This window comes from Streptomyces sp. YS415 (genome assembly GCF_023544665.1).
GTDB lineage: Bacteria > Actinomycetota > Actinomycetes > Streptomycetales > Streptomycetaceae > Streptomyces.
Map to the genome: position 1 here is coordinate 335,616 of NZ_JAMJFL010000002.1, position 24,385 is coordinate 360,000.

At 72.6% G+C, this 24,385-nt stretch carries 17 protein-coding genes and 1 riboswitch; of the genes, 10 read left to right on the forward strand and 7 right to left on the reverse strand.

The window, feature by feature from the left end; translation table 11 throughout:
- Positions 1-1,065 (reverse strand): C40 family peptidase, encoded by a 1,065-nt coding sequence (locus M8H82_RS04570; protein WP_250071085.1) that lies wholly within the window; start codon positions 1,063-1,065, stop codon positions 1-3.
- A gap of 445 nt (positions 1,066-1,510) precedes the next feature.
- On the opposite strand from M8H82_RS04570, the gene M8H82_RS04575 reads away from it, so the two are divergent.
- Complete coding sequence (locus M8H82_RS04575; RefSeq protein ID WP_250071086.1) at positions 1,511-1,864, forward strand: hypothetical protein; 354 nt, start codon at positions 1,511-1,513, stop codon at positions 1,862-1,864.
- Between the two features lie 34 nt (positions 1,865-1,898).
- Here M8H82_RS04575 and M8H82_RS04580 read toward each other — a convergent pair whose 3' ends face one another.
- Complete coding sequence (locus tag M8H82_RS04580; protein ID WP_250071087.1) at positions 1,899-3,089, reverse strand: C40 family peptidase; 1,191 nt, start codon at positions 3,087-3,089, stop codon at positions 1,899-1,901.
- A 7-nt stretch (positions 3,090-3,096) separates the two neighbouring features.
- Positions 3,097-3,272, reverse strand: a riboswitch (cyclic di-AMP (ydaO/yuaA leader).
- A 400-nt stretch (positions 3,273-3,672) separates the two neighbouring features.
- Here M8H82_RS04580 and pcrA point away from each other — a divergent pair.
- Positions 3,673-6,156 carry a DNA helicase PcrA gene (gene pcrA / locus M8H82_RS04585; RefSeq protein ID WP_250071088.1) on the forward strand — a complete coding sequence of 828 codons (2,484 nt, stop codon included), beginning with the start codon at positions 3,673-3,675 and terminating at the stop codon, positions 6,154-6,156.
- A gap of 45 nt (positions 6,157-6,201) precedes the next feature.
- Here pcrA and M8H82_RS04590 read toward each other — a convergent pair whose 3' ends face one another.
- A complete protein-coding gene (locus M8H82_RS04590) occupies positions 6,202-7,713 on the reverse strand; it encodes a M23 family metallopeptidase (RefSeq protein ID WP_250071089.1) in 1,512 nt (503 codons plus the stop codon).
- 198 nt (positions 7,714-7,911) lie between these two features.
- Positions 7,912-8,772: an alpha/beta fold hydrolase gene (locus tag M8H82_RS04595; protein ID WP_250071090.1), complete on the reverse strand. Its 861-nt coding sequence runs from the start codon at positions 8,770-8,772 to the stop codon at positions 7,912-7,914.
- 571 nt (positions 8,773-9,343) lie between these two features.
- On the opposite strand from M8H82_RS04595, the gene M8H82_RS04600 reads away from it, so the two are divergent.
- Positions 9,344-9,766, forward strand: a complete 423-nt coding sequence (locus tag M8H82_RS04600) for a cobalamin B12-binding domain-containing protein (RefSeq protein WP_186281212.1) — start codon at positions 9,344-9,346, stop codon at positions 9,764-9,766.
- A 17-nt stretch (positions 9,767-9,783) separates the two neighbouring features.
- Here M8H82_RS04600 and M8H82_RS04605 read toward each other — a convergent pair whose 3' ends face one another.
- A complete protein-coding gene (locus M8H82_RS04605; RefSeq protein WP_250071091.1) occupies positions 9,784-11,457 on the reverse strand; it encodes a DUF5691 domain-containing protein in 1,674 nt (557 codons plus the stop codon).
- 91 nt (positions 11,458-11,548) lie between these two features.
- Positions 11,549-12,904, reverse strand: a complete 1,356-nt coding sequence (locus M8H82_RS04610; protein ID WP_250071092.1) for an SWIM zinc finger family protein — start codon at positions 12,902-12,904, stop codon at positions 11,549-11,551.
- 133 nt (positions 12,905-13,037) lie between these two features.
- Here M8H82_RS04610 and M8H82_RS04615 point away from each other — a divergent pair, with 133 nt between their 5' ends.
- From M8H82_RS04615 to sucD, 7 genes are all read left to right on the forward strand, one after another.
- Positions 13,038-14,168, forward strand: coding sequence for an AAA family ATPase (locus M8H82_RS04615; protein WP_250071093.1), 1,131 nt, complete (start codon positions 13,038-13,040; stop codon positions 14,166-14,168).
- A 66-nt stretch (positions 14,169-14,234) separates the two neighbouring features.
- Positions 14,235-16,622, forward strand: coding sequence for a DUF5682 family protein (locus M8H82_RS04620; protein WP_250071094.1), 2,388 nt, complete (start codon positions 14,235-14,237; stop codon positions 16,620-16,622).
- 157 nt (positions 16,623-16,779) lie between these two features.
- Positions 16,780-17,958 carry a VWA domain-containing protein gene (locus M8H82_RS04625; protein WP_250071095.1) on the forward strand — a complete coding sequence of 393 codons (1,179 nt, stop codon included), beginning with the start codon at positions 16,780-16,782 and terminating at the stop codon, positions 17,956-17,958.
- A 106-nt stretch (positions 17,959-18,064) separates the two neighbouring features.
- The gene (locus tag M8H82_RS04630; protein WP_250071096.1) at positions 18,065-18,997 is read left to right on the forward strand and encodes a hypothetical protein; all 933 of its coding nucleotides are present in this window, start codon (positions 18,065-18,067) and stop codon (positions 18,995-18,997) included.
- A 149-nt stretch (positions 18,998-19,146) separates the two neighbouring features.
- Entirely contained in the window at positions 19,147-20,523 is a 1,377-nt protein-coding gene (locus M8H82_RS04635) for a hypothetical protein (RefSeq protein WP_250071097.1), read from the forward strand.
- A gap of 426 nt (positions 20,524-20,949) precedes the next feature.
- Positions 20,950-22,131 carry an ADP-forming succinate--CoA ligase subunit beta gene (gene sucC, locus M8H82_RS04640; RefSeq protein WP_250071098.1) on the forward strand — a complete coding sequence of 394 codons (1,182 nt, stop codon included), beginning with the start codon at positions 20,950-20,952 and terminating at the stop codon, positions 22,129-22,131.
- Between the two features lie 27 nt (positions 22,132-22,158).
- Complete coding sequence (gene sucD / locus M8H82_RS04645) at positions 22,159-23,043, forward strand: succinate--CoA ligase subunit alpha (protein WP_250071099.1); 885 nt, start codon at positions 22,159-22,161, stop codon at positions 23,041-23,043.
- A 117-nt stretch (positions 23,044-23,160) separates the two neighbouring features.
- On the opposite strand, the gene M8H82_RS04650 is transcribed toward sucD, so the two are convergent.
- Positions 23,161-24,306: a helix-turn-helix domain-containing protein gene (locus M8H82_RS04650; RefSeq protein ID WP_250071100.1), complete on the reverse strand. Its 1,146-nt coding sequence runs from the start codon at positions 24,304-24,306 to the stop codon at positions 23,161-23,163.
- Positions 24,307-24,385 lie beyond the last annotated feature (79 nt).

Here is a 24,385-nt window from a genome sequence, read left to right on the forward strand (position 1 = left end):
TCACACGACCCGGGTCGCCCCGGCGAACGGCATCTCGGTGATCGGTGCCACCCGGACCGGAGCGGACGGGTTGGGGGCGTGGATCATCTGGCCGTTGCCGACGTAGAGGCCGACGTGGGTGATGCCGGAGTAGAAGAACACCAGGTCGCCCGGGAGGAGTTCGGAGCGGGAGACCCGGCGGCCGGTGTCGATCTGGGCGTAGGTGGTGCGGGGCAGCGAGACGCCCGCGGCGCGGTAGGCGGCCTGGGTCAGTCCCGAGCAGTCGAAGGCGTTCGGGCCGGTGGCGCCCCACACATAGGGGCTGCCGAGCTTCTGGTAGGCGTAGGCGACGGCGTCCGCCGCACGGGAGTCCGGCGCCTGGCCGGTGGCCGCCGCGGGGGCCGCCAGGGGCGCCCGCTGGTCCGACGCGGAGCGGGTGGCGCGCTCGCCCGTGCCCTCGCCGGTCTCCGCGCGCTCCTCGGCCGACAGCCGGGACAGCAGCCGGTTGGCGGCGTCCAGCTTTCCGGTGATCGTCCGCTTGTGCCGCTTCAGCTCCGCCTGGCGTGAGGTGAGAGAGGCCAGTTCGACGCGCGCCGCTCCGCGCAACTGCTCGATGGCGCGGAGCTGTTTGCGGACGTCGGCGACGGAGGCGGCCTGCCGGGTGCCGACGCGCTCGGCGAACTCGGCGCCCTCCAGGTACCGCTCGGGGTCGTCGGTGAGGGCGAGCTGCACGGCGGGGTCGAGACCGCCGTCGCGGTACTGTGCCGCGGCCATCGAACCCAGCGCATCCCGGGCCGAGTTGAGCTTCTCCGTCCTGCGGGCGGCCTCGTCGCGCAGTGATGTCAGCCGGGTCTCGGCCGCGTCCGCCTTCTCCTTCGCGCCGTTGTACTTCTCGGTGGCGGCCTCCGCCTCCCGGTACAGCCGGTCCACCTCCGCCTTGACCTGCGCCGGTGTCCGCTGGGGCTCGGCGTGCCCGGTCCCGTCGAAGCCCGTCGCGGTCGCCACGCCCGCGAGGGCGACGGTGGCGGCCGTACGGACGGTGGTGCCGCCGGCCGAGCGCTGTCGGGGCTTGCGGTGCGCTGCCATGGGGACTGCACGTCCTTTCGCACGACTCCTGTGACCGCCGGCCCGTACGCCGCCAGGGGAGCGGAGCACGGACTCACGCGTCCGGCGGCGGCCGCACAGGGGGAGCAGCCCGCCGCCGGACTTTCTCGGCGGTGGTGTCCGGCTGCCGCCCCTGGCCCGGGCGGCGGTGGGGAGCCGGTCACCTGGAGGAGGACGCTAAACCTGGGTGTGTCGGGTGGGTAACGCGTTGTGCGGAACTGCCATGCAGGGATCACGGGGTGACCGCATATGACCGTGATCCGCGGGTGGGGCGGTCGCCTTCACGCTGCGCGATGACCGAAGTGGGGGTTTCCGAGGCGCGTGGGGGAGGCGGGGTGCTATGGCGCGCATATATGCACGGTCCGCCGGGCGTGGAAGGCGGGCCGGTGTCGGGGCCCGGACAGGCCCCTGATTAGGCTCCGGCCCCATGGACGTACTCATCCATCTCTTCGTCGGCCTGCACATCATCGGCATCGCCTCCCTGCTGGGCGGGTTCCTCACCCAGCTGAAGGCGATGGGCCGGGGCACCGCCCGGTTCGTGCCGGCGATGCTGCACGGCGCGCTGACGATGCTGGTCACCGGGGTGATCCTGGTCGGGCTCAACCAGGCGGACGACCAGCCCGTCGACAACATCAAGATCGGCGTGAAGCTGGCCCTGCTGATCGTGATCCTCGGGCTCGTCTACGTGAAGCGGGACGACGAGAAGGTGGACAAGGGCCTGTTCGGCCTGGTGGGGCTGCTCACCACGGCGAACGTCTTCATCGCCGTGCTGTGGACCTGAGCCCGGCGCAGCCCCGCGCGCGTGCCGCGTCGGATCAGGCAGGCCGGACCACGCTGTGGATCGAGCCCTCGCCGTCGTAGTAGACCGACTCCTCGCGGACGTACGTGCCGGGCTTGGGGGCGTGGATCATCATGCCGTTGCCGATGTAGATGCCCACGTGGGTGACGTCGTCGTAGAAGAAGACGAGGTCACCGGGGAGGGCGTTGGCGAGGGAGACCGTCGTGCCGGCGTTGACCTGGTCGTACGTGGTGCGCGGCAGGGAGATGCCGGCCGCGTTCCAGGCGGCCTGGGTCAGGCCCGAGCAGTCGTAGGAGTCGGGGCCCGTGGCGCCCCAGACGTACGGCTTGCCGATCTGCGCGCGGGCGAAGGCGATCGCCTTCTCGGCCTTGGCGGCGTAGGAGGAGTCCGCGGTGGACTCGGACCCGGTGCTGCCGGTGGGGGTCTCCGCCGAACCGGAGGAGCCGCTCTCCTGCTGCTCGGCCGCCGCCTCCGCGGCCTCCTTGCGGCGCTGCTCCTCCGCGGCCTGCTGCTCGGCCAGCTCGGCGGCCTTGCGCGCGGCCTCCTCCTGGCGCTTGCGCTCGATCGCGGCGAGCCGCGCCTTCTCCTCCGCGGTCAGCTGCGACAGCAGGTTCCGCGCGTCGGCGAGCTTCTTCTGGACCGTGGACTTGGCGGTCCTCAGATCGGTCTGCGACTCGTTCAGCGTCTGGAGGCTCTCGGTGGCCTCCTTACGCTTCTTCATCGTCGCCGACTGCTCGGTGATGTAGTCGTCGACCGCTTCCTTCTGCCGGCCGGTCATCCGGCTCATCAGCTGGGTCTGGTCGAAGTAGTCCTGCGGGGAGTCGGCGAGCAGGAAGGTCGCGGTGTCGGGGGCCGAGGCGCCGGTCCGGTACTGCGCGGCGGCGAAGGACCCGAGTTCCTCCCGCGCGTCGTTGAGCTTCTGGGTGCGCTTGGCGACGTCGTCGAGGAGGGTGTCGACCTGCTTGCGCTGCTTGGTGGTCTTCTCCTTGACGGCGTTGTACTTCTCGGTCGCCGTCTCCGCCTGGCGGTAGAGGTCGTCGACCTTCTTCTCGACCTCTTCGAGGCTCGGCTTGTCGTCCGTGGACGGACTGGCGTTGGCCGTCTGGGACAGCAGGGCTACGGAGGTGAGGGCGGCCGTGGCGAGGCCGGGGGTCCGTATGCCTGCTACGCGCGTACCCGCGGGACGCGACTTGCGGTGCGACGCCAAGGGAGGCGACTCCTTCCAATGGTCCGCCTACCGAGTTAGCTGTCGGGTTCGGGCGGGTGGTTAGGAAGGGTTGCCCTACGACCGTCTCCCGTGCGGGGGTCGGGTCGATTCACCCCAAATGTTCGGTTGGGTCCCCGGCTCGGCTGCCTTGGACGGCAGCGGACGACTCGGCGGAGGCCGCGCGGCCCGGCGAGGTTCGCCGGTGGGGGTCGTACGGCCTGTGCGGCACGGTAGCCAACTCGTGTGGCGCCTGTGAAGGTTGATGGGTGATATGCCCGATACATTTTCGTGACCTTAGGTCAGGGCGTCTCGGGGTGTGATCGATCTGGACGGATCTGCTCCGGCTTGTACCGAGCCCCTCCGGAGTCACACGGTCCGCCGGGCCGGGTGGCGATCACGGGCGCGGCGACCCTGTGTGTCGGCCGGCCCCTCCAGCGCTGTGACCAAGGTCTCCGCGGCAGGGATGAGGGTATGAAGGTCCCCTGCCGGGCGGGCGGGACGGGAGGATCCCCGGCCGCTGATCCGGGGGATGTTCCCGGGACGGCGGCGGGCTGTCAGTGGGGAGCCCTAGACTCGGAAAGCGATGAGCAGCCTCTTTGACGACAGCTTCCTGGCGGACCTCCAGGCCCCTCGGGCCCATGGGGAGGAACCCCCGCCGCCGCCCGAGGACGATCACGCTCCGGAGTCGGTTCCGGACGATCTGTTCGGCGGGAAGTTCGACGTGCCCCCGGACCGGGACGCCTACTACCGTGACGGCGCCCCGCGCCCGGCCCTCGACGCGGCCGCCCTCATCGAGGGGCTGAACGAGAACCAGCGCGCGGCCGTCGTGCACTCCGGCACCCCGCTGCTCATCGTGGCCGGCGCGGGATCCGGCAAGACGCGCGTGCTCACGCACCGCATCGCCCATCTGCTCGCCGCGCGTCATGTGCACCCCGGGCAGATCCTCGCGATCACCTTCACCAACAAGGCCGCGGGCGAGATGAAGGAGCGCGTCGAGCAGCTCGTCGGCCCGCGCGCGCACGCGATGTGGGTGATGACCTTCCACAGCGCCTGCGTGCGGATCCTGCGCCGCGAGTCGAAGAAGCTCGGCTTCACCTCCTCCTTCTCGATCTACGACGCCGCCGACTCCAAGCGCCTGATGGCCCTGGTCTGCCGCGACCTGGACCTCGACCCCAAGCGCTTCCCGCCCAAGGCCTTCAGCGCCAAGATCTCGAACCTGAAGAACGAGCTGATCGACGAGGAGGACTTCGCCGCCCAGGCCCCCGACGGCTTCGAGAAGACCCTCGCCCAGGCCTACGCGCTCTACCAGTCCCGGCTGCGCGAGGCGAACGCGCTGGACTTCGACGACCTGATCATGACGACGGTCCACCTGCTGCGCGCCTTCCCGGACGTCGCCGAGCACTACCGCCGCCGCTTCCGGCATGTCCTCGTCGACGAGTACCAGGACACCAACCACGCCCAGTACGCGCTCGTGCGCGCGCTGGTGGGCACCGCCGAGCACCCCGTCGACGTACCACCCGGCGAGGACGACCTCCCGCCCGCCGAGCTCTGCGTCGTCGGTGACGCCGACCAGTCGATCTACGCCTTCCGCGGTGCGACCATCCGCAACATCCTCCAGTTCGAGGAGGACTACCCGGACGCGACGACGATCCTGCTGGAGCAGAACTACCGCTCCACCCAGACGATCCTCACCGCCGCCAACGCCGTCATCGAGCGCAACGAGTCCCGCCGCCCCAAGAACCTGTGGACCAACGCGGGCGCGGGCGCGCGCATCACCGGCTATGTCGCCGACACCGAGCACGACGAGGCGCAGTTCGTCGCCGACGAGATAGACCGCCTCACGGACGCCGGCGACGCGAAGGCCGGCGACGTCGCCGTCTTCTACCGCACCAACGCCCAGTCCCGTGTCTTCGAAGAGGTCTTCATCCGCGTCGGCCTGCCCTACAAGGTCGTCGGCGGCGTCCGCTTCTACGAGCGCAAGGAGGTCCGGGACGTCCTGGCCTACCTGCGCGTGCTCGCCAACCCCGAGGACTCGGTCCCGCTGCGGCGCATCCTGAACGTCCCCAAGCGCGGCATCGGCGACCGCGCCGAGGCGATGATCGACGCCCTCTCCCAGCGCGAGAAGATCAGCTTCCCGCAGGCGCTCAAGCGCGTGGACGAGGCGTACGGCATGGCCGCGCGCTCCACCAACGCCGTCAAGCGGTTCAACACGCTGATGGAGGAGCTCCGTACGATCGTCGAGTCCGGCGCCGGACCCGCGACCGTCCTGGAGGCGGTGCTCGAACGCACCGGCTACCTCGCCGAGTTGCAGGCCTCCACCGACCCGCAGGACGAGACCCGGATCGAGAACCTCCAGGAACTCGCCGCCGTGGCCCTGGAGTTCGAGCAGGAGTCCGGCGAGGGCGAGGCGACCGGCTCGCTCGCCGCCTTCCTGGAGCGGGTCGCGCTCGTCGCCGACTCCGACCAGATCCCCGACGAGGCCGAGGACGGCTCCGGCGTCATCACCCTGATGACCCTGCACACCGCCAAGGGCCTGGAGTTCCCGGTCGTCTTCCTCACCGGCATGGAGGACGGCGTCTTCCCGCACATGCGGGCCCTCGGGCAGACCAAGGAGTTGGAGGAGGAGCGGCGCCTCGCCTACGTCGGCATCACGCGCGCGCGGGAACGGCTGTATCTGACCCGTTCGTCGATGCGCAGCGCGTGGGGGCAGCCCTCGTACAACCCGCCCTCCCGCTTCCTGGAGGAGATCCCGGCGCAGCACGTCGACTGGAAGCGCACGGGTGCCACCTCGCCGGTGTCCTCCGGGCCCGCGTCGGGGGTGGCGGCCTCGCTGTCGTCGTCCCGTTCGCGGTCCGCGGCGTCCGGCGCGTCCGGCTTCGCCACCCGGCGCACCTCCGAGCAGCCGGTCGTCTCGCTGGCGGTCGGGGACCGGGTCACGCACGACCAGTTCGGGCTCGGCACCGTGATGGCGGTCAAGGGCACGGGCGCCAACGCCGAGGCGACGATCGACTTCGGAGACAAGCCGAAGCGGCTGCTGCTGCGCTACGCGCCGGTGGAGAAGCTGTAGTCCCGCGGGTCCCCCGCTGCTGAACGGCGGGGGACTGCCGGGGAGTTACGAGGGCTCGAGGCCGTGGCTGCGCAGCCAGGCCAGCGGGTCGACGGCCGACCCGCCGCCCGGGCGGACCTCGAAGTGCAGATGCGGGCCGGTCGAGTTGCCCGAGTTGCCGGAGAACGCGATCTGGTCGCCGGCTTTGACGGCTGTACCGGAGGGAACCTGGTACGTGGAGAGGTGGCAGTACCAGGTCTCCGTGCCGTCCATCGCGGTCACGATCATCATGTTGCCGTAGGCGCTGTTCCACTGGGTGCGCACGGTGCCGTCGGTCGCGGCCAGCACCGGGGTGCCGTACGAGACCGGGAAGTCGATGCCGGTGTGCACGGACATCCAGTTGATGCCGGCCTGGCCGTAGTAGGCGCTGAGCCCGTGCTGGGCCACCGGCAGCGCGAACTTCGGGCGCAGCCGCTCCTTGCGGGCCGCTTCCTCGGCCGCCTTCTTCCGCTCGGCCTCCTGCTCGGCCTTGAGGTCGATGCGCTCCTGCGTCCGGCTGGCCCGGTCGGCGAAGTCGTCGGCGCCGGCCGAGAGGCTCTCCAGCTGGGTGTCCAGCTTGTTGTTGGCAGCCGCGGGCTTGACCGGCTGCGCGTCGGACGCGGTGGTCGCGGTCTCCGTGCCGTCGGCCGTCAGCGTGCCGACGGAGGCGGCGGCGATCCCGGCCACGCCCATGACACACGCCGACGGCACGGCGATGGTCAGCAGCGCGGAGCGCTTGGCGGGGGGACGGCGGCGCGAACGGGACGCGGTGCGGGCGGCGGTGCGGGAACCCGGCGCCGGGACGCTTTCCTCCTCGTCGTCGAGGAGGGGGGTCACATCGGGGAGTTCGCCGGTGTCGGCCGACTCGCCCTCGCCGGAGGCGGGTTCCTCGTACGGCGTCTCGCCGTAGGACGTCCGGTCGTACGCCGCTTCCTCGGCCGGGACCTGCTCGAAGGTCGCCGCCGGCTGCTCGTCGAACGATTCGGCCCGCTGCTCGTAGTCGTCGGACCCGGTGGCGGCGCCGTCGGAGTTCCACTGCGTGGCGTCGTAGGTGCCGGTGTCGAAGGTCTGCGTGCCCCAGTCCCAGTGCTGGGTCCGATCGGCGGGACCGCCCGACGGGTCCGGCTGGAGCCAGGCGTTGGCGTCCCACTGCCCACTGGCGTCGGGGCTGGTGGCCTGGTGCGGAACGCCGGGCAGCTGCTGGTAGTCCGCGGACCAGGCGGTCGTCTCGTGGACGCCGGTGTCATAGGCGGCGTGGTGCTGGGCCGCGTACGCGTCGTAGTGCGGGGTCTGTTGGCCGACCGTGGCCCACTGGCCCGCGTCGTAGGTGCCGGTGCTCTCGCCCGGCATCGAGCCGAACAGCGGGTCCGTGGCGAAGGTCCCGGTGGGCTGCTGAAAACCGGTGGCGTCGTAGTGACCGTGCGTGGTGAGGTCGCCGTACTGGGCTTCCTGGGTGCCGTACGACGCGTAATGCGCCGAGGCGGCCTCGGAGGCCGGAGCCGGGGTGGTCATGGTCCCCGACGGGTGACGGTCGTTCACCAACTTCTCTTTCGCCTCGACAACAGGGGCTGGCAGAGCAGTGCGGCGACTGTACCCGGCGGTATGCGGGCGCGACAATCTTCGGCAGGTTTCGCCTTTCCAGGAAACGGGCATTCGGCCGTGTTTCGGGGGACTGCGGGCGCGAGTTTGGCCTTGTGTTCGAAGACTGTTCGAGGATTGCGCCGGGTGCGGGACGGCTCAGGCCACCGTCAGACCGTCGGCGCGGGCCGTTTCGGCTTCCATCCACTCGGTGTCGAGTGCCTGCCGTATCCCGACCGCCACGGCCGGGTGCACGGGCAGGGCGAGATGTCCGACCCCGCTCACCCGCACGTTCTGCGCGCGCAGGTCGGGGTGGTCGATGCACGCCGTCTCCACCGGGTCCATCAGATGGTCCAGGTCGCTCCAGAAACTGACGAAGTGCGTACGGCAGCCGGGCGCGGGCCGGGCCAGCTCCTCCAGCAGCGCCGAACCGGGGCGCATCTGGCGGACGATGGGGTGCGCGTTCGCCAGCGGCGCCACGCGGGTGCCCGAGTGCGGGGTGCCGAGGGTGACGAGCGTCCGCACCCGGAGGTCACCGCCGAGCCGCTGTACGTAGTAGCGGGCGATGAGGCCGCCGAGGCTGTGCCCTACGACGTCCACCCGGCTGCTGCCCGTGCGCGCGCAGATCTCCTCGACGTGCCGGCCGAGCAGCTCCGCCGCCGTGCGGATGTCGCAGGTCAGCGGCGAGTAGTTGAGGGACTCGAGGTGCTGCCTGCCGTGCTGGGCGAGGCTGCGGCGCAGCAGCACGAAGACCGAGCGGTTGTCGATGAACCCGTGCAGCAGCACGACCGGTGGCTTCGCCTCCGCCGGCAGCCGGGGCGTGTCCGGGGAGCCCGGGGCGGGGAGGGGGGCCCTGCGCTCCTGCTGGATCCCGGACGGATAGAGGAGGAGGTGTCCGGCGAGGATCGCGATCTCGAGGGCGGTGGCCTTCAACAGCGCCATGGACAGTCCGGCCAGTCGGCTCGGGAGGAGCCGCTGACAGAGCGGGAGAAGGGGCAGCACTGCCTTGGTGACCGTCATGGCCGACCTCCTGTCGGCACACCCGAGGACGGCTCTGTCCCCCGTGTGCCCTCATGGGAAGTCGCGCCGAGGCGGGCCGGCGGTGCGCGAGCGGGCGGCGCGGGGCGGGAGCGGCGTGTGACGTCCATGACGCCGATGACGTGACGAGATTCCCTGCCGGTGTGGCGACGAGGCTCCCCGCTGTCGTGCCGTCCCTGCCCTGCGTGCTCTTCGTGCCCTCGTCGACCCGCCGCACCCCACGCCGCGCGGCCTGCGGCGCGGTGGTGCGGCGATCTCGTTGCGGCTCCCGTTGCGCGCGTTCCGGTCGTGGCCCGACGGCCGCCTGTGTCTGCGGTCCGTGAGCCGCAGAGGATCGGAACGGTGCGCGGCGAACGTGTCCCTCCGTGTGATTTCCCCCTCGGTCTCCACCGTGAAACTGCCGGTTGCGGGATGCTGGCGATAACGTTCGTTCACTTCCCCGGGCGCTGTGGCGCGGGGCGTCCGTGCCACGGCGTGTGCGGCGTGTACGGCGCGAGTGATGTGTGCGGTACTTGACGGTACGGATGGATGTAGTCGCTTCATGGAGGCAGTGATGGGTGTGGCAGCCGGTCCGATCCGCGTGGTGGTGGCCAAGCCGGGGCTCGACGGCCACGATCGCGGGGCGAAGGTGATCGCGCGGGCGCTGCGCGACGCCGGTATGGAGGTCATCTACACGGGCCTGCACCAGACGCCCGAGCAGATCGTCGACACGGCGATCCAGGAGGACGCCGACGCGATCGGTCTGTCCATCCTCTCGGGCGCCCACAACACGCTCTTCGCCGCGGTGATCGCCCTGCTCAAGGAGCGGGACGCGGAGGACATCCTGGTCTTCGGCGGTGGCATCATCCCCGAGGCGGACATCGCGCCGCTGAAGGAGAAGGGCGTCGCGGAGATCTTCACCCCGGGGGCGACCACCCAGTCGATCGTGGACTGGGTCCGCGCCAACGTGCGTCAGCCGAGCGTCTCCGGCGGCTGAGCGGTTCCTGCGGTTCCTCAGGCGCGGGCGGGCGGATCGCCGGCCCGCGCTGTCCCGCTGAGCTCCTCGAGCATCGCCGCCCGCAACCGCAGTGTCGTCACGAGCCGCTGGAACGCCTCCGCCCAGTACCCGCCGGCCCCCGGCGAGGCGTCCTCCGTCTCGTCGGGCACCGCCAGCAAACCGTCGAGGCGGCTCGCCTCGGCCGGGTCCAGACAGCGCTCGGCCAGCCCCATCACCCCGCTGAAACTCCACGGGTAACTCCCCGCGTCCCGCGCGATGTTGAGCGCGTCGACCACCGCCCGCCCGAGCGGCCCGGCCCACGGCACGGCGCACACGCCCAGCAGCTGGAAGGCCTCGGACAGCCCGTGCCGCGCGATGAAGCCGGCCACCCACTCGGCCCGTTCGCCCGGGTCCAGCGTGCCCAGCAGCTTCGCCCGCTCGGCCAGCGACACCGCCCCCGGCCCGCCCGCCTCCGGCGCCGACGGCGTCCCGAGCAGCGCCCGCGCCCACGTGGCGTCCCGCTGGCGTACGGCCGCCCGGCACCATGCCGCGTGCAGCTCGGCATGCCAGTCGTCCGCGACCGGCAGCGCCACGATCTCCGCGGGCGTCCGGCCGCCCAGCCGCGCGGGCCAGACGCCGAGCGGCGCCGCCTCCACCAACTGTCCCAGCCACCAAGACCGTTCCCCGCGTCCCGCCGGAGCCTTAGACACGACACCGTCGCGCTCCATACTCGGATCACACTCGTGCGGTGCCTCGACCGTGAGCGTCGGAACGGCCCCGGTGCGGTCCACGGCCACGCACGCCCCGGCCCGGATCGCCATCCGCCCGGCCAGCGCCGAGTCGGGCAGCGCCGACAGCAACTCGGCCGCCGTCGCCCGCACATTGCGGCTGCGGTCGGCCAGCGCCTGCTCCAGGAACGGCTCGTCCGACGGGCCGAGGCCGGTGCGCAGCGAGTCCAGGAACATCAGCCGGTCCTCGGCCCGCTCCGTCGCCCAGGTCGTCGCCAGCAGCTCCCGTGCGGCGACCGGCTCGCGCGCCCGTATCGCGGCCAGCAGGGCGACACGCTCCGCGAACAGGCCCTCCTGCCACAACCGCTGCACCCTTTCCCGCTCCTCGGGCCGGGGCAGCGCCGCGCCGCCGCCGGGCGTCGCGCGCAGGGCGAACCGCCAGTCCGGGTTCAGCCGCGCCAGCCACACCGCGCGGGTGCCCGCGAAGCGCAGGGCGGCGGGCCGCAGGTCCGTACGGCCCCGGGCCGCGTCCAGCAGCGCCGGCAGCATGTGCGGCGGAGCCGCGTAACCGTGGGCGTTGGCCGCCGTCAGCCACTGGGGCAGCAGCTCCATGAGGTCCGGGGCGGTGCCTCTGCGTCCGCCTCCGGTGCCTCCCCGGTCGGCCAGCAGCAGGGCCAGCCTGCGGGCCGCCGCCGGAGGCAGCGCGGGGCGGGTGTCCTCGGGCGCCGGCTCAAGGCGGGCCGCCGCGCGGGCCGGGAGCAGGCCCGCCCGTCGGCGCACGGTCTCCAGGGCCGCCGCGTCCAGCAGGGCGACGGGTGCGTCGCGGGCCGGGCCGGTCTCCGGCGGGGTGCGGCGACCGGTGCCGAGGAGGGCGGTGGTGTCCGGCGGGGTGCGGCGATCGGTGCCGAGGAGGGCGGTGGTGACGAGCTCTTCCCAGGCGGGCGCGTCCGGGGTCCTGTTCACGAGGGTCGTCCCTTCTGTGGGGTGCCGGGCAGGGGACTGGGGGTGCGTGTGTGGGGTGCCGGGCCGGGGCTTGGGGCGGGCCTGCGGCGGCTCAGCACAGCTGCACCGCCTCGCCCGGACCCTGCGGCCAGGCCGCGAGGGGGGTGAAGCCGCGGTGGCCGCACTCGCCGAAGACCTTCACCGGTTCGCCGCCCGAGAGGGCGACCAGCTTCCACAGGCCGGGACGGGAGCGGGCCGTGGGGGTGAGCGGCAGGGCCGAGTCGGTGTCGGCGTCCGCCAGCTGCCAGGACTCGCCGTCCGGAGTCGGTATCACCCGCTCCAGCGTCACCGGGACCGAGTCCAGCCAGGGATCGCGCCGCAGCGCCTCCCCGTAACGCGCGGCTGCCTGCGCCGTCGTCGTCCCCGGCGGGCGCAGTGAAGTGGGTACGGGGGCGGCGAACCGCTCGCCCAGGGACGCCCGCACCTGTCCGGCGCCCGGGTAAGGGGTGACCTCCGCCTCCAGGGCCAGTCCGACCGGGAGTGCGAGCTCGGGGGCGCGGCCCGCGGCGCCGTAGGAGAGGAGCAGGGCGGTGCGGGCCGAGTCGGCGCCGTGGAGCCATATCCGGCGGGTGGTCAGGCGGGAGTCCGCCGTGTCGTACTGGGCGAGGACCAGCCAGCGGTCGCGGATCGGCGGGCCCTCGGGCGAGGCGGGCAGGCCGATGCGGGAGCGGACCGTCGCCGCCAGGCCCTCAGGCAGCCGCTCGCGGTTCAGCCACCCCTGGTCCAGAAGGTGCAGCAGCGCGCATTCCTCCAGCAGCCGCACCGGCCAGCCGGGCCCGGACGAGGGAATCGCCCCCAACTCCCTGACCCGCGCCGCCAGTCCCGACGCCTGCGCGTCGACCATGCGGGCGGCCGTCTCCTCCCACATCCCGTACCCCGCCTGCTCCGCGCCGGCCAGTCCGCCGCGCAGCAGATCCGCCAGCCGCTGCTCCAGCTCCCTCGCCCCCGCGGTGACCTTCTCCGCCCGGCGCTCCGCCCGCCGCCGCGCCGCCTCGGGATCGGCCGAGCCGGACGAGGCACCGGAAGCGCCCTCCGCCCGCTGCTGCTCCGCGCGCTTCTTCCTCCCCTCGATCCACTCCCGCGCCCAGTCCGGCGGCTGCCCCTGCGGCACGGCCCCGTCCCCGCCCGCCCACAGCAACAGCAGCCCGAGCGCGTGCTTGCACGGGAACTTCCGGCTGGGACAACTGCACTTGTACGCGGGCCCCGACGCGTCCGCGATGTCGACGACCGTCTGATACGGCTTGCTGCCACTGCCCTTGCACAGCCCCCACACCGTCCCCTCGTCCGTACTGCCCGCCTCGGACCACGGCCCGGCCGCGCCGAGTTTGCCGCCCGCTTTGCGTGACGCGGTGTCAGGCGCGAGTGCCAGCACCTGCTCCGCGCTCCAGCGCACCCCCTGCTGAGTCATGCCATCGAAGGTAGATCCCCCCACTGACAATCGGCCCGGCGAGCGCGTTTGCGCAGGTCGGAACGGATTGTCAGTGGCGTGGTGCACGGTTGGTCACAGATCCGAACCGGCCGAGCTGGAGGGGGACTTCGCCATGACCGTGTCCGTGGACCCGACGTCCGAGACAACCCGCGAGAGCGCACCGACCGAGGCGTTGCGACCGCACGCCGAGGACGCCTTCGCGGCCGAACTGTCCGCGCTGGCCGCGCAGGACGACCGTCCGCGCCCGGCCCGCTGGAAGCTGTCGCCCTGGGCCGTGGCGACCTACCTGCTCGGAGGCACCCTGCCGGACGGCACCGTGATCACTCCGAAGTACGTGGGACCGCGCCGTATCGTCGAGGTCGCCGTCACCACCCTCGCCACCGACCGCGCCCTGCTCCTGCTCGGGGTGCCCGGCACCGCCAAGACCTGGGTGTCCGAGCACCTGGCGGCGGCCGTCAGCGGTGACTCGACCCTGCTGGTGCAGGGCACTGCCGGCACCCCGGAGGAGGCGATCCGGTACGGCTGGAACTACGCGCAGCTGCTCGCGCACGGTCCGAGCCGGGACGCGCTGGTGCCGAGCCCCGTCATGCGGGCCATGGCGGAGGGCATGACGGCCCGGGTCGAGGAGCTGACCCGGATCCCGGCCGACGTCCAGGACACGCTCATCACGATCCTGTCGGAGAAGACCCTGCCGATCCCGGAGCTGGGCCAGGAGGTGCAGGCCGTCCGCGGCTTCAACCTCATCGCCACCGCCAACGACCGCGACCGCGGGGTCAACGATCTCTCCAGCGCCCTGCGCCGCCGCTTCAACACGGTCGTGCTGCCGCTGCCCGAGAGCGTCGACGCGGAGGTCGACATCGTCTCCCGGCGCGTCGACCAGATCGGCCGCTCCCTCGACCTGCCGGCCGTGCCCGACGGCGTCGACGAGATCCGCCGGGTGGTGACCGTCTTCCGCGAGCTGCGCGACGGGGTGACCTCCGACGGGCGGACCAAGGTGAAGTCGCCCAGCGGCACTCTCTCCACGGCCGAGGCGATCTCCGTCGTCACCGGCGGCCTCGCGCTCGCCGCCCACTTCGGGGACGGCGTCCTGCGGTCCGCCGATGTCGCCGCGGGCATCCTCGGCGCCGTGGTCCGCGATCCGGCGGCCGACCGGGTCGTCTGGCAGGAGTACCTGGAGGCGGTCGTCCGCGAGCGCGACGGCTGGACCGACTTCTACCGCGCCTGCCGGGAGGTGAGCGCGTGACCGTGTACCGGGGGCACCGCAGGCAGGACGACGACACCAGGTGGCCGGCCAGGCGAGGGGGACGGTGTGACGACGGGAGCTGACCCCGGCACGACCGCCGGGCCGCTGCTGCTCGGCGTACGGCATCACGGGCCCGGTTCGGCTCGGGCCGTGCGGGCGGCGCTGGACGCGGCCCGGCCGCGCGTGGTGCTGATCGAGGGGCCGCCCGAGGCGGACGCGCTGATCCCGCTGGCCGCCGAGGAGGACATGCGGCCGCCGGTCGCCCTCCTCGCCCATGCCGTGGACGAGCCGGGCCGCTCGGCGTTCTGGCCGCTGGCCGAGTTCTCCCCGGAGTGGGTCGCCATCCGCTGGGCGCTGGAGCACGAGGTACCGGCCCGCTTCATCGACCTTCCGGCCACCCACACGCTGGCCTGGGAGAAGGAGGACAAGGGGGACGACGGGGGGAAGGGGGAGGGCGCGCCGGCGTCCGAGTCCCCGGACAACCCGACCGAGCCGACCGAGCCGTCCGAGAGCCGCGCCGACGTCCGGGTCGACCCGCTCGCCGCCCTCGCCGACGCCGCCGGGTACGAGGACGCCGAGCGCTGGTGGGAGGACGTCGTCGAGCATCGCGGGCTCGGCGCGGCGGGGGATCCGCTCGCCCCGTTCGCGGTGCTGGCGGAGGCCATGGCGGCGCTGCGGGAGGTGTACGGCAGCGGCGGGCACGACCGGGACCTGGTGCGCGAGGCGTACATGCGGCTCCAAGTGCGGGCCGCACAGAAGGAGTTCGGGGACGCGGTGGCCGTGGTGTGCGGGGCCTGGCATGTGCCCGCGCTGGGCGGGCGGAGCACCGTCGCCGCCGATCGGGCCCTCCTCAAGGGCCTGCCCAAGGTCAAGACGGACATGACCTGGGTGCCGTGGACCTACCGCAGGCTGGCGCGGGCCAGCGGCTACGGGGCGGGCATCGACTCGCCGGGGTGGTACGGGCACCTGTTCCGCGCCCCCGACCGGCCCGTCGAGCGGTGGCTGACCAAGGTGGCGGGACTGCTGCGGGCCGAGGACCGGATGGTGTCCTCCGCCCATGTCATCGAGGCGGTACGGCTGGCCGAGACGCTCGCGGTGATGCGCGGCCGCCCGCTGCCCGGCCTGGGCGAGACCACCGACGCTGTGCGGGCGGTGATGTGCGACGGCTCGGACGTGCCGCTGGCGCTGGTGCACGACCGGCTGGTGGTGGGCGATGTGCTGGGGGAGGTGCCGCCGGACGCGCCCGCCGTGCCCTTGCAGCGGGACCTCGACCGGACCCAGCGCCGGTTGCGGCTCAAGCCGGAGGCGCTGGAGCGGGAGTTGGAGCTCGACCTGCGCAAGGACACCGACGCCGGGCGCAGCCGGCTGCTGCACCGGCTGCGGCTGCTGGGCGTGCCGTGGGGAGAGCCGGTCGCCTCGCGGGGGAGCACGGGCACCTTCCGGGAGACCTGGCGGCTGCGCTGGGAGCCCGAGCTGGCGGTGCGGATCGCCGAGGCCGGGGTGTGGGGGACGACCGTGCTCGCCGCCGCGACCGCCAAGTCCGAGGCGGACGCGATCTCGGCTCAGCACCTCGCCGACGTCACCGCGCTCGCCGAGCGGTGCCTGCTGGCCGAGCTGCCGGACGCGTTGCCGATGGTCATGCGGGTGCTGGCCGACCGGGCCGCGCTCGACTCGGACGTCGGCCATCTCGCCCAGGCCCTGCCCGCCCTGGTCCGTTCCCTGCGGTACGGCGATGTGCGCGGCACCGACACCGGAGCGCTCGCGGAGGTCGCCGCCGGCCTCGCCGAGCGGATCTTCGTCGGACTGCCCCCGGCCTGTGCCGGACTCGACGCGGACGCCGCCGAGGAGATACGGCGCCATGTGGACGCCGTGCACCGGGCGGTGGGGCTGCTCGGTGACGCGCCCGCGCCGGGCCACGGCGATCTGCGCGGGCGCTGGCGGGCGGTGCTGAAGGTGCTGTCCATGCGGGACACGGTTCCCGGCGTGATCCGTGGCCGGGCGGTGCGGCTGCTGCTGGACGAGGGGGAGTTGGCGCAGGACGAGGCGGCCCGGCTCATGGGGCTGGTGCTGTCGCCGGGGACCCCGCCCGGGGACGCGGCGGCCTGGATCGAGGGCTTCGTCGGCGGCGGTTCGGGCGGCGGGATGCTGCTCGTGCACGACGAGCGGCTGCTCGGCCTGGTCGACGCCTGGCTCACCGGAGTTCCGGCGGACGCGTTCACCGACGTGCTGCCGCTGCTCAGGCGCACCTTCTCGGCGTACGAGCCGGGCGTGCGCAGAACGCTCGGGGAGCTGGTGCGGCGGGGGCCGGGGCAGCGGGGCGGGGCGGCGACCGCGGGTGCGGGCGTACCCGGGTTCGCGGCCGAGCTGGATCAGGCGCGCGGAAACGCCGTGCTGCCTGTGGTGCGCCTGCTGTTGGGGCTGGACACGGACGACGACCTGGTGGGGGTGGCGTGATGGCGGCCGGAGGACGGGTGGAGCAGAACGGGAGGGCCCGGGCTGTGCGCGCCGCGGGGCAGGCGCCGGGGCGGGACCAGCAGGCGCGGGCGGGGGGACGGCCGGCGACGACCGTGCCGGTGATCCCGCTGTGGGAACGGCAGGGAGGGATGCGCGGATGACGGCGGACGTGACGGACCCGGCGCAGGAGCGGCTGCGGCGCTGGCGGCTCGTGCTCGGCGGGGAGCAGGCCGACGGCACCGGCTGCACGCTCGCCGGGCAGGACGCCGCGATGGACGGGGCACTCGCCGCGCTCTACGGAAAGCAGGACAGGCCGCAGACGGGGAAGGACCGTTCGGCGGGGCTCGGGGAGTCGGCACCGTCCGTGGCACGCTGGCTCGGGGACATCCGCACCTACTTCCCCTCCTCCGTCGTCCAGGTCATGCAGCGCGACGCCATCGACCGGCTCGGACTCTCCACGCTGCTGCTGGAGCCGGAGATGCTGGAGGCGGTGGAGGCGGACGTCCATCTCGTCGGGACCCTCCTCTCCCTCAACAAGGTCATGCCGGAGACGACCAAGGAGACCGCACGGGCCGTCGTGCGCAAGGTCGTCGAGGACCTGGAGAAGCGGCTCGCCACCCGCACCCGGGCCACCCTCACCGGCGCCCTCGACCGCAGCGCGCGGATCAACCGGCCGCGCCACCACGACATCGACTGGAACCGCACGATCGCCGCCAACCTCAAGAACTACCTGCCGGAGTACCGGACGATCGTGCCCGAGCGGCTCATCGGCTACGGGCGGGCTTCCCAGTCGGTGAAGAAGGAAGTCGTTCTGTGCATCGACCAGTCCGGGTCGATGGCGGCGTCGGTGGTGTACGCGTCGGTGTTCGGGGCGGTGCTGGCGTCGATGCGGTCGATCGACACCCGGCTGGTCGTCTTCGACACCGCGGTCGTCGACCTCACCGACCAGCTCGACGACCCGGTGGACGTCCTGTTCGGCACCCAGCTCGGCGGCGGTACGGACATCAACCGGGCGCTGGCGTACTGCCAGTCGCAGATCACCCGGCCCGCCGAGACGGTGGTCGTGCTGATCAGCGACCTCTACGAAGGGGGCATCCGCGACGAGATGCTGAAACGGGTGGCGGCGATGAAGGCGTCGGGCGTGCAGTTCGTGGCGCTGCTCGCGCTGTCCGACGAGGGGGCACCGGCCTACGACCGGGAACACGCGGCCGCGCTGGCCGCGCTGGGGGCACCGGCGTTCGCCTGTACGCCGGATCTGTTCCCCGAGGTGATGGCGGCGGCGATCGAGAAGCGGCCGATCCCCGTGCCGGATCCTGCGACAGCAAAACGGACATGAGTACGCATCCGTCACGGGGGGCTTGCGCGGCCTCAGGAGTCCCGTGCAAGGATCGATGTCTCCACCGCCTTCGACTCCGTGCCGCCGTACGGGAGGACCCGCCCCCTTGACCTGGCCAGCAGCCCTGTCCGGTGCCGCTGTGCGCATACCGCGCACGGTGGCCGGACGGCGTGCGCTGTATCTGGCGCTGCTGGTGGGCGGGTTGTTCGCGTTCGGGCTCCTGGGCGGGCAGCGGGCACAGGCGGCGGAGGATGTGCCTACGGCTCTGTCGGCCGACGTACGCACGGCTGGGGCTGAGGAGACTCAGGGCCGAGAGCTTCCGTCCGTCACCGGGGACGTCGTCCCGGCCGTCACCGAGCGTGTCGTGCGGCCCGAGCGCGTCGTACGGCCCGTCGGCGAGGTGGTCGGTGAAGCGGTCGGCGCGGTGACCGACGGGCTGGAGGAAGGGCGGGGCGCGGTGCCGCCGCTGGGGTCGCTGCCCGAGCCGCCCGAACTCCCCGCGTTGCCCGAGCCGCCCGCCCTGCTGCCCGAACTGCCGCAGCCGCCGACTCTGCCGGAGCTGCCCGAGTCGCCGGAGCCGGGCCTGCCCGTGTTCCCCGGCCTGCCGGGACTCCCCGCGCTGCCGGTACAGACGTTGCCCGCACCGGCACCACAACCGGCGCCGGTGACCTCCGCGTCGGCCGATGAGGCGGACTCCGCGGGGACGTCGGCGGAGGATGCCGTAACAGCGACCCCGCACACCGTTACGCCGTACGACACCACCACGCCCGAGCCCGCGCACCGCACCTCGGCGCATCCTCACCACCACCGTGCCGACACCATCGCTCCCGCACCCGCGCGGCACGCGCCCGCAGGTGATCCGGGCGGCGCCCCGGACCACCGCGCGACGGTGGACAACGGCACGCCCAGGCACGGCGACGCTCATGCCGTCACCGCCCACGACTTGGCCCCGCTGCGGCTGGTGCCCGGCGCCGCCGCGCACGTCGGTGCCGCCGAGATCAGGGACGCGTACCGGGACATTCCCGTATCCCCCGCCTAGAGCAGGCCTTTCCCGCGCAGTGGACCTGCCGCGCGGGGGCGGAACAGGTCTGCCCGTGTCCCCTTCCCCTCTTCGTCGCCGGAGGCCCCGGCCGAGTGTCGCGCCTCCGTTTCCGACGTCTCGGAACCTTCTAAGGATCTGACGTACGCATGAACAAGAACATCCGCCGTTCCCTCGTCATAGCCGCCGGTGTCAGTGGCGCGTGGGCGCTCGGTTCCACCGCCGCGAACGCGGACGAGCTGCCCTCCTCCAGCCTGTCCGTGCCGGACGCCACCACCGACCCGGCCGGTGTGACGGACGACGTCACCGAGGGTGTGGCCGAGACGGTCACCGCCACCTCCAGGCAGACGGCGCCCGTCGAAACGACCACCACGACCGCCACCAAGGCCACCAAGGCCACCAAGGTCACCAAGGCCGCCCAGCTCAAGGGCGGCGCCGCGCAGCTCACCGAGGGCGTCAAGGCGGCCCGCGCCACGCAGGCCGCGCAGCGGACCGCCGACCACGTGAAGGCCACCGCGGCGAGCCTCCCGCAGCAGGCCCCCGCTGTCCCGGACATCTCAGACATCCCGGCCACCCCGGAGGTGCCGGACGCCCAGGACATCGCCGCCCCCTCCGACACCGTCGACTACCTCTTCGGCCCCCTCGCCGCCTTCGCCCCGGAGGTGGAGCGGGCCCTAGCCACCACGGCAGTGGCCCCCGGCACCGTCACCCCGGTCCTCGACGAGACGACCACCGCGGCCGCCCCGCCCCTCGTCACCGCAGCCGTCGACGGAGCCCTCCCCCCGGCCACGCACGCCGTGCACGGTGTCGTGCCGGTCGCCGAACGGTCCGTCGCAGCGGTGCAGGGCGTGCCCCCGGTCGCCGGACAGGCGGCTCATGGCATCGGTACGGCGACCGGCCACGCGGCCGACGCCGCCACCGCCGCGGCATACGGCCTGGTGGCCGACGTCCACCCGGTCGCCCACGGCGCCCTCGCCGACGTACACGCCGTCGCAACCGAGACCGTGGCGGACGTCCACCCCCTCACCACCGGACCCGTCTCCGGCGTCCAGTCGGTGGCCCACGGCGCCCTCGCCGACGTACCCCCGTACGCCACCGGGCTCCTCGGCCAGGTCGCCGCGGACGCGCAGGGTGCCGTGCTGCCGCCCCTCGCGCAGACGGTGGTGCGGGGGGTCGCCCCGGTCGCCGGGCAGGCCGTGACGGACGCGGGCGCGCTGGCGTCCGGCCTGGCGGGTGATGTGCGGCAGGTCGTCCCCGGTGTCGCCGCCGAGGCCGGTCCCTTCGCGCACAGCGCCGCCGGTCATGTCGCCCACCCCGTGGCGGACCTGGTCCAGCCGGTCACGTACGCCGCCGGGACCGTGGCCCACGGCGTCGCGGGTGACGTCCGGCCCTTCGCCCACGGTGTCGCCGGCCAGGCCGCCCCCGTCGCCGAGAACCTGACCGGCACCCCGCTCGCGGACAACGCCGTCACCGGCGTCGAGGGCGTCGCCGACTCGGTCACCCCGGGCTACCTCCGCTCCCTCTGAATCCCGACTCCGTGAGGCGGAAGGACCCGGACGGCCGAAAGCCGTCGGACCGTCCGGCCGGGACCTCACGGACGGCCGAGCGGTCCCCATTGGGGTGGGGACCGCCCGGCCGAAGCCCCCGGGGGCGTACCGATTCCTGCCCCTTCGGGCTGTTCAAGGGGCCTCACCGGGCCAACCCCAGCCCGGTGAGGCCCTTCACACCAGGCACCCCGTGCCAGTGATCGCGGCATCATGTGACAGGTATCACCGCTCAGGTGTGACCCCTGATTTAGAAGCCCCCGTCGAGCGGCGATAACCTGCGAGACGGACATGCCGCGCGCTCGGACACCGTGTGCGCCTCCCTAGTGACAGCGGACGTCACGTTGCCCTTCGCGGCACGCCCACGCATCCAACGAACCGCGAGATCACTGATAGGGACGGAAGCGCGTGGACCTGTTCGAGTACCAGGCGAGGGACCTCTTCGCCAAGCACGATGTACCGGTGCTGGCCGGTGAAGTCATCGACACGCCTGAGGCGGCCCGCGCAGCCACTGAGCGCCTCGGTGGCAAGTCCGTCGTCAAGGCCCAGGTGAAGGTCGGCGGCCGTGGCAAGGCCGGTGGCGTGAAGCTCGCCGCCACCGCGGACGAGGCCGTCGCGCGGGCGACGGACATCCTCGGCATGGACATCAAGGGCCACACGGTCCACAAGGTGATGATCGCCGAGACGGCTCCGGAGATCCTGGAGGAGTACTACGTCTCCTTCCTGCTGGACCGTGCCAACCGCACCTTCCTCTCCATCGCCTCCGTCGAGGGCGGCATGGAGATCGAGGAGGTGGCGGCCACCCGTCCGGAGGCCGTCGCCAAGACGCCGATCGACGCGATCGACGGCGTGACCGAGGAGAAGGCCCGCGAGATCGTCGAGGCCGCGAAGTTCCCGGCCGAGGTCGCCGACAAGGTCGTCAACGTCCTCGTCAAGCTGTGGGACACCTTCATCAAGGAGGACGCCCTCCTGGTCGAGGTGAACCCCCTCGCCAAGGTCGCCTCCGGCGAGGTCATCGCCCTGGACGGCAAGGTGTCGCTCGACGACAACGCCGAGTTCCGTCACCCCGACTTCGAGGAGCTCCACGACAAGGCCGCGGCCAACCCGCTCGAGGCCGCCGCCAAGGAGAAGAACCTCAACTACGTCAAGCTCGACGGCGAGGTCGGCATCATCGGCAACGGCGCGGGCCTGGTCATGTCGACCCTGGACGTCGTCGCGTACGCCGGTGAGGCACACGGCAACGTCAAGCCGGCCAACTTCCTGGACATCGGCGGTGGCGCCTCCGCCCAGGTCATGGCCAACGGCCTGGAGATCATCCTTGGCGACCCGGACGTGAAGTCCGTGTTCGTCAACGTCTTCGGTGGCATCACCGCCTGCGACGAGGTCGCCAACGGCATCGTCCAGGCGCTGAAGCTCCTGGAGGACCGCGGCGAGGAGGTCACCAAGCCGCTCGTCGTCCGTCTCGACGGCAACAACGCCGAGCTCGGCCGGCAGATCCTCACCGACGCCAACCACCCGCTGGTCCAGCGCGTCGACACCATGGACGGCGCGGCCGACAAGGCCGCCGAGCTGGCCCACGCCGCCAAGTAAGCACTCAGGACGAGGACAGAACACACCATGGCTATCTGGCTCAACAAGGACAGCAAGGTCATCGTCCAGGGCATGACCGGCGCCACGGGCATGAAGCACACCAAGCTCATGCTCGGCGACGGCACCACGGTCGTGGGCGGCGTGAACCCGCGCAAGGCGGGCACCTCCGTCGACTTCGACGGCACCGAGGTACCGGTCTTCGGCACCGTCAAGGAGGCCATCGAGGCCACCGGGGCCAACGTCTCCGTCATCTTCGTGCCGGAGAAGTTCACCAAGGACGCGGTCGTCGAGGCCATCGACGCCGAGATCCCGCTGGCCGTCGTGATCACCGAGGGCATCGCCGTGCACGACTCGGCGTCGTTCTGGGCGTACGCCGGCAAGAAGGGCAACAAGACCCGGATCATCGGCCCGAACTGCCCCGGCATCATCACCCCGGGTCAGTCGAACGTCGGCATCATCCCGGGCGACATCACCAAGCCGGGCCGCATCGGTCTGGTCTCGAAGTCCGGCACGCTGACGTACCAGATGATGTACGAGCTGCGTGACATCGGCTTCTCGACCGCCGTCGGCATCGGTGGCGACCCGATCATCGGCACCACGCACATCGACGCGCTCGCCGCGTTCGAGGCCGACCCCGAGACCGACCTGATCGTCATGATCGGCGAGATCGGTGGCGACGCCGAGGAGCGGGCCGCGGACTTCATCGCGAAGAACGTGACCAAGCCGGTCGTCGGTTACGTCGCGGGCTTCACCGCGCCCGAGGGCAAGACCATGGGCCACGCCGGCGCCATCGTCTCCGGTTCGTCCGGCACCGCCCAGGCGAAGAAGGAGGCCCTGGAGGCCGCCGGCGTCAAGGTCGGCAAGACGCCGACCGAGACGGCGAAGCTGGCGCGCGAGATCCTCAGCGCCTGAGCCTTCGGCTGAAGCGTTGAAGCGTTGCAGCGCCTGGGCCTTCGGCTGAGGCGCCCGAGCTACCGCTGACACGTCGGATGGGCCCGTTCCCCGAAGTGGGGGACGGGCCCATCGGCGTCAGCCCGGCAGCGGTACCAGCCGCTGCGGCCCGCTCACCGTCTCCTCCCGCAGCTTGGCCCGCAGCTCCTGCTCCGTCTCCGACAACGGGCCGGGGGCGATCTTCGGAGGGACGCCCTGGACGGTCCGGCCCGGCGAGATGGGTGCCTCGTACTGCCGGGGGGCGGTGCGTACCGTCAGGGCCGTGGTGCCGATGAGGGCGACCGTGAAGGCGATGGCGGCGCGGGTCCAGAAACTGGCCCGGCGCTCGCTGCCGATGCGTACCGTCGGGGGCTTCGCGGCACGCAGGCGCTCCGCGGACGCCACCTCGGCCAGCCGTTGGTGGAGTTCGGACGGGTCGGCCAGCTCCGGCAGCCGCGCGGCCACCGCCTCGCGCGCGTGCAGCAGCCGGTTCGCCGCCGCGGGCGTGCTCGCCTCCGTCTCCGCCGCGGTGTCCGGCAGGTCGAGGCCCACGCCGTCGTAGAGCAGCAGGGTGCGGCGGTACGGCGGCGGCAGGGTGAGGAGTACGTCCATCAGCGCGCGGTCGGAGGGGTTGGCGGGTGGTGGTTCGGGGTGCCGGTAGCGGGGGCGGAAACGGTGCCAGGGGGAGAGGGCGTACTCGTACGCCGTCGCCCGCACCCAGCTCGCCGGATCCCGGTCGACGGCCACCTCCGGCCAGCGCTGCCAGGCCCGTTCGAAGGCCCGCTCGACCGACTCCCGAGCCAGCTCGCGCCGCCCGGTGAGCAGATAGGCCTGCCGTACGAGGGCGGGTGCGCAGAACGCGTAGAGCGCGTCGAAGGCCTGAGCGGGCGTCAGCCGCTCGGACGAGTCGGCCTCCACGGGCTCCGGGCGCAGCGCGGGCACCGGCTCGTGCGGCTGGACGTGTACGGGGAGTTCGGCGGTGTCGGCGCCCGGCTGAGGCGTGGTCACCTCGGGCTCGTCCGGGACCTCTTGGGCGGCCGGCGCCTGGATCAGCTCGCTCAGCACTCGCGCGTACGCCTCCCGTTTCCGGCCGCGCGGCGTCATACGGCCGGTCTCCCACGCCCGCACGGTCTCCCGGGTCACGCCCACCCGCGCCGCGACCTGAGCCTGCGTCAACGACTGCGCCTCGCGCAGGCGTCGGCGCTCCTTGGGCGGGGGCAGCGGGGTTGCAGGGCTCTGCGTCACGAGATGCCCCTTCGGACGAAAAAGTACATAAACGTATATTGAGCGACACAACGGAGGTTCGCCTGTTACGACGGGAAAG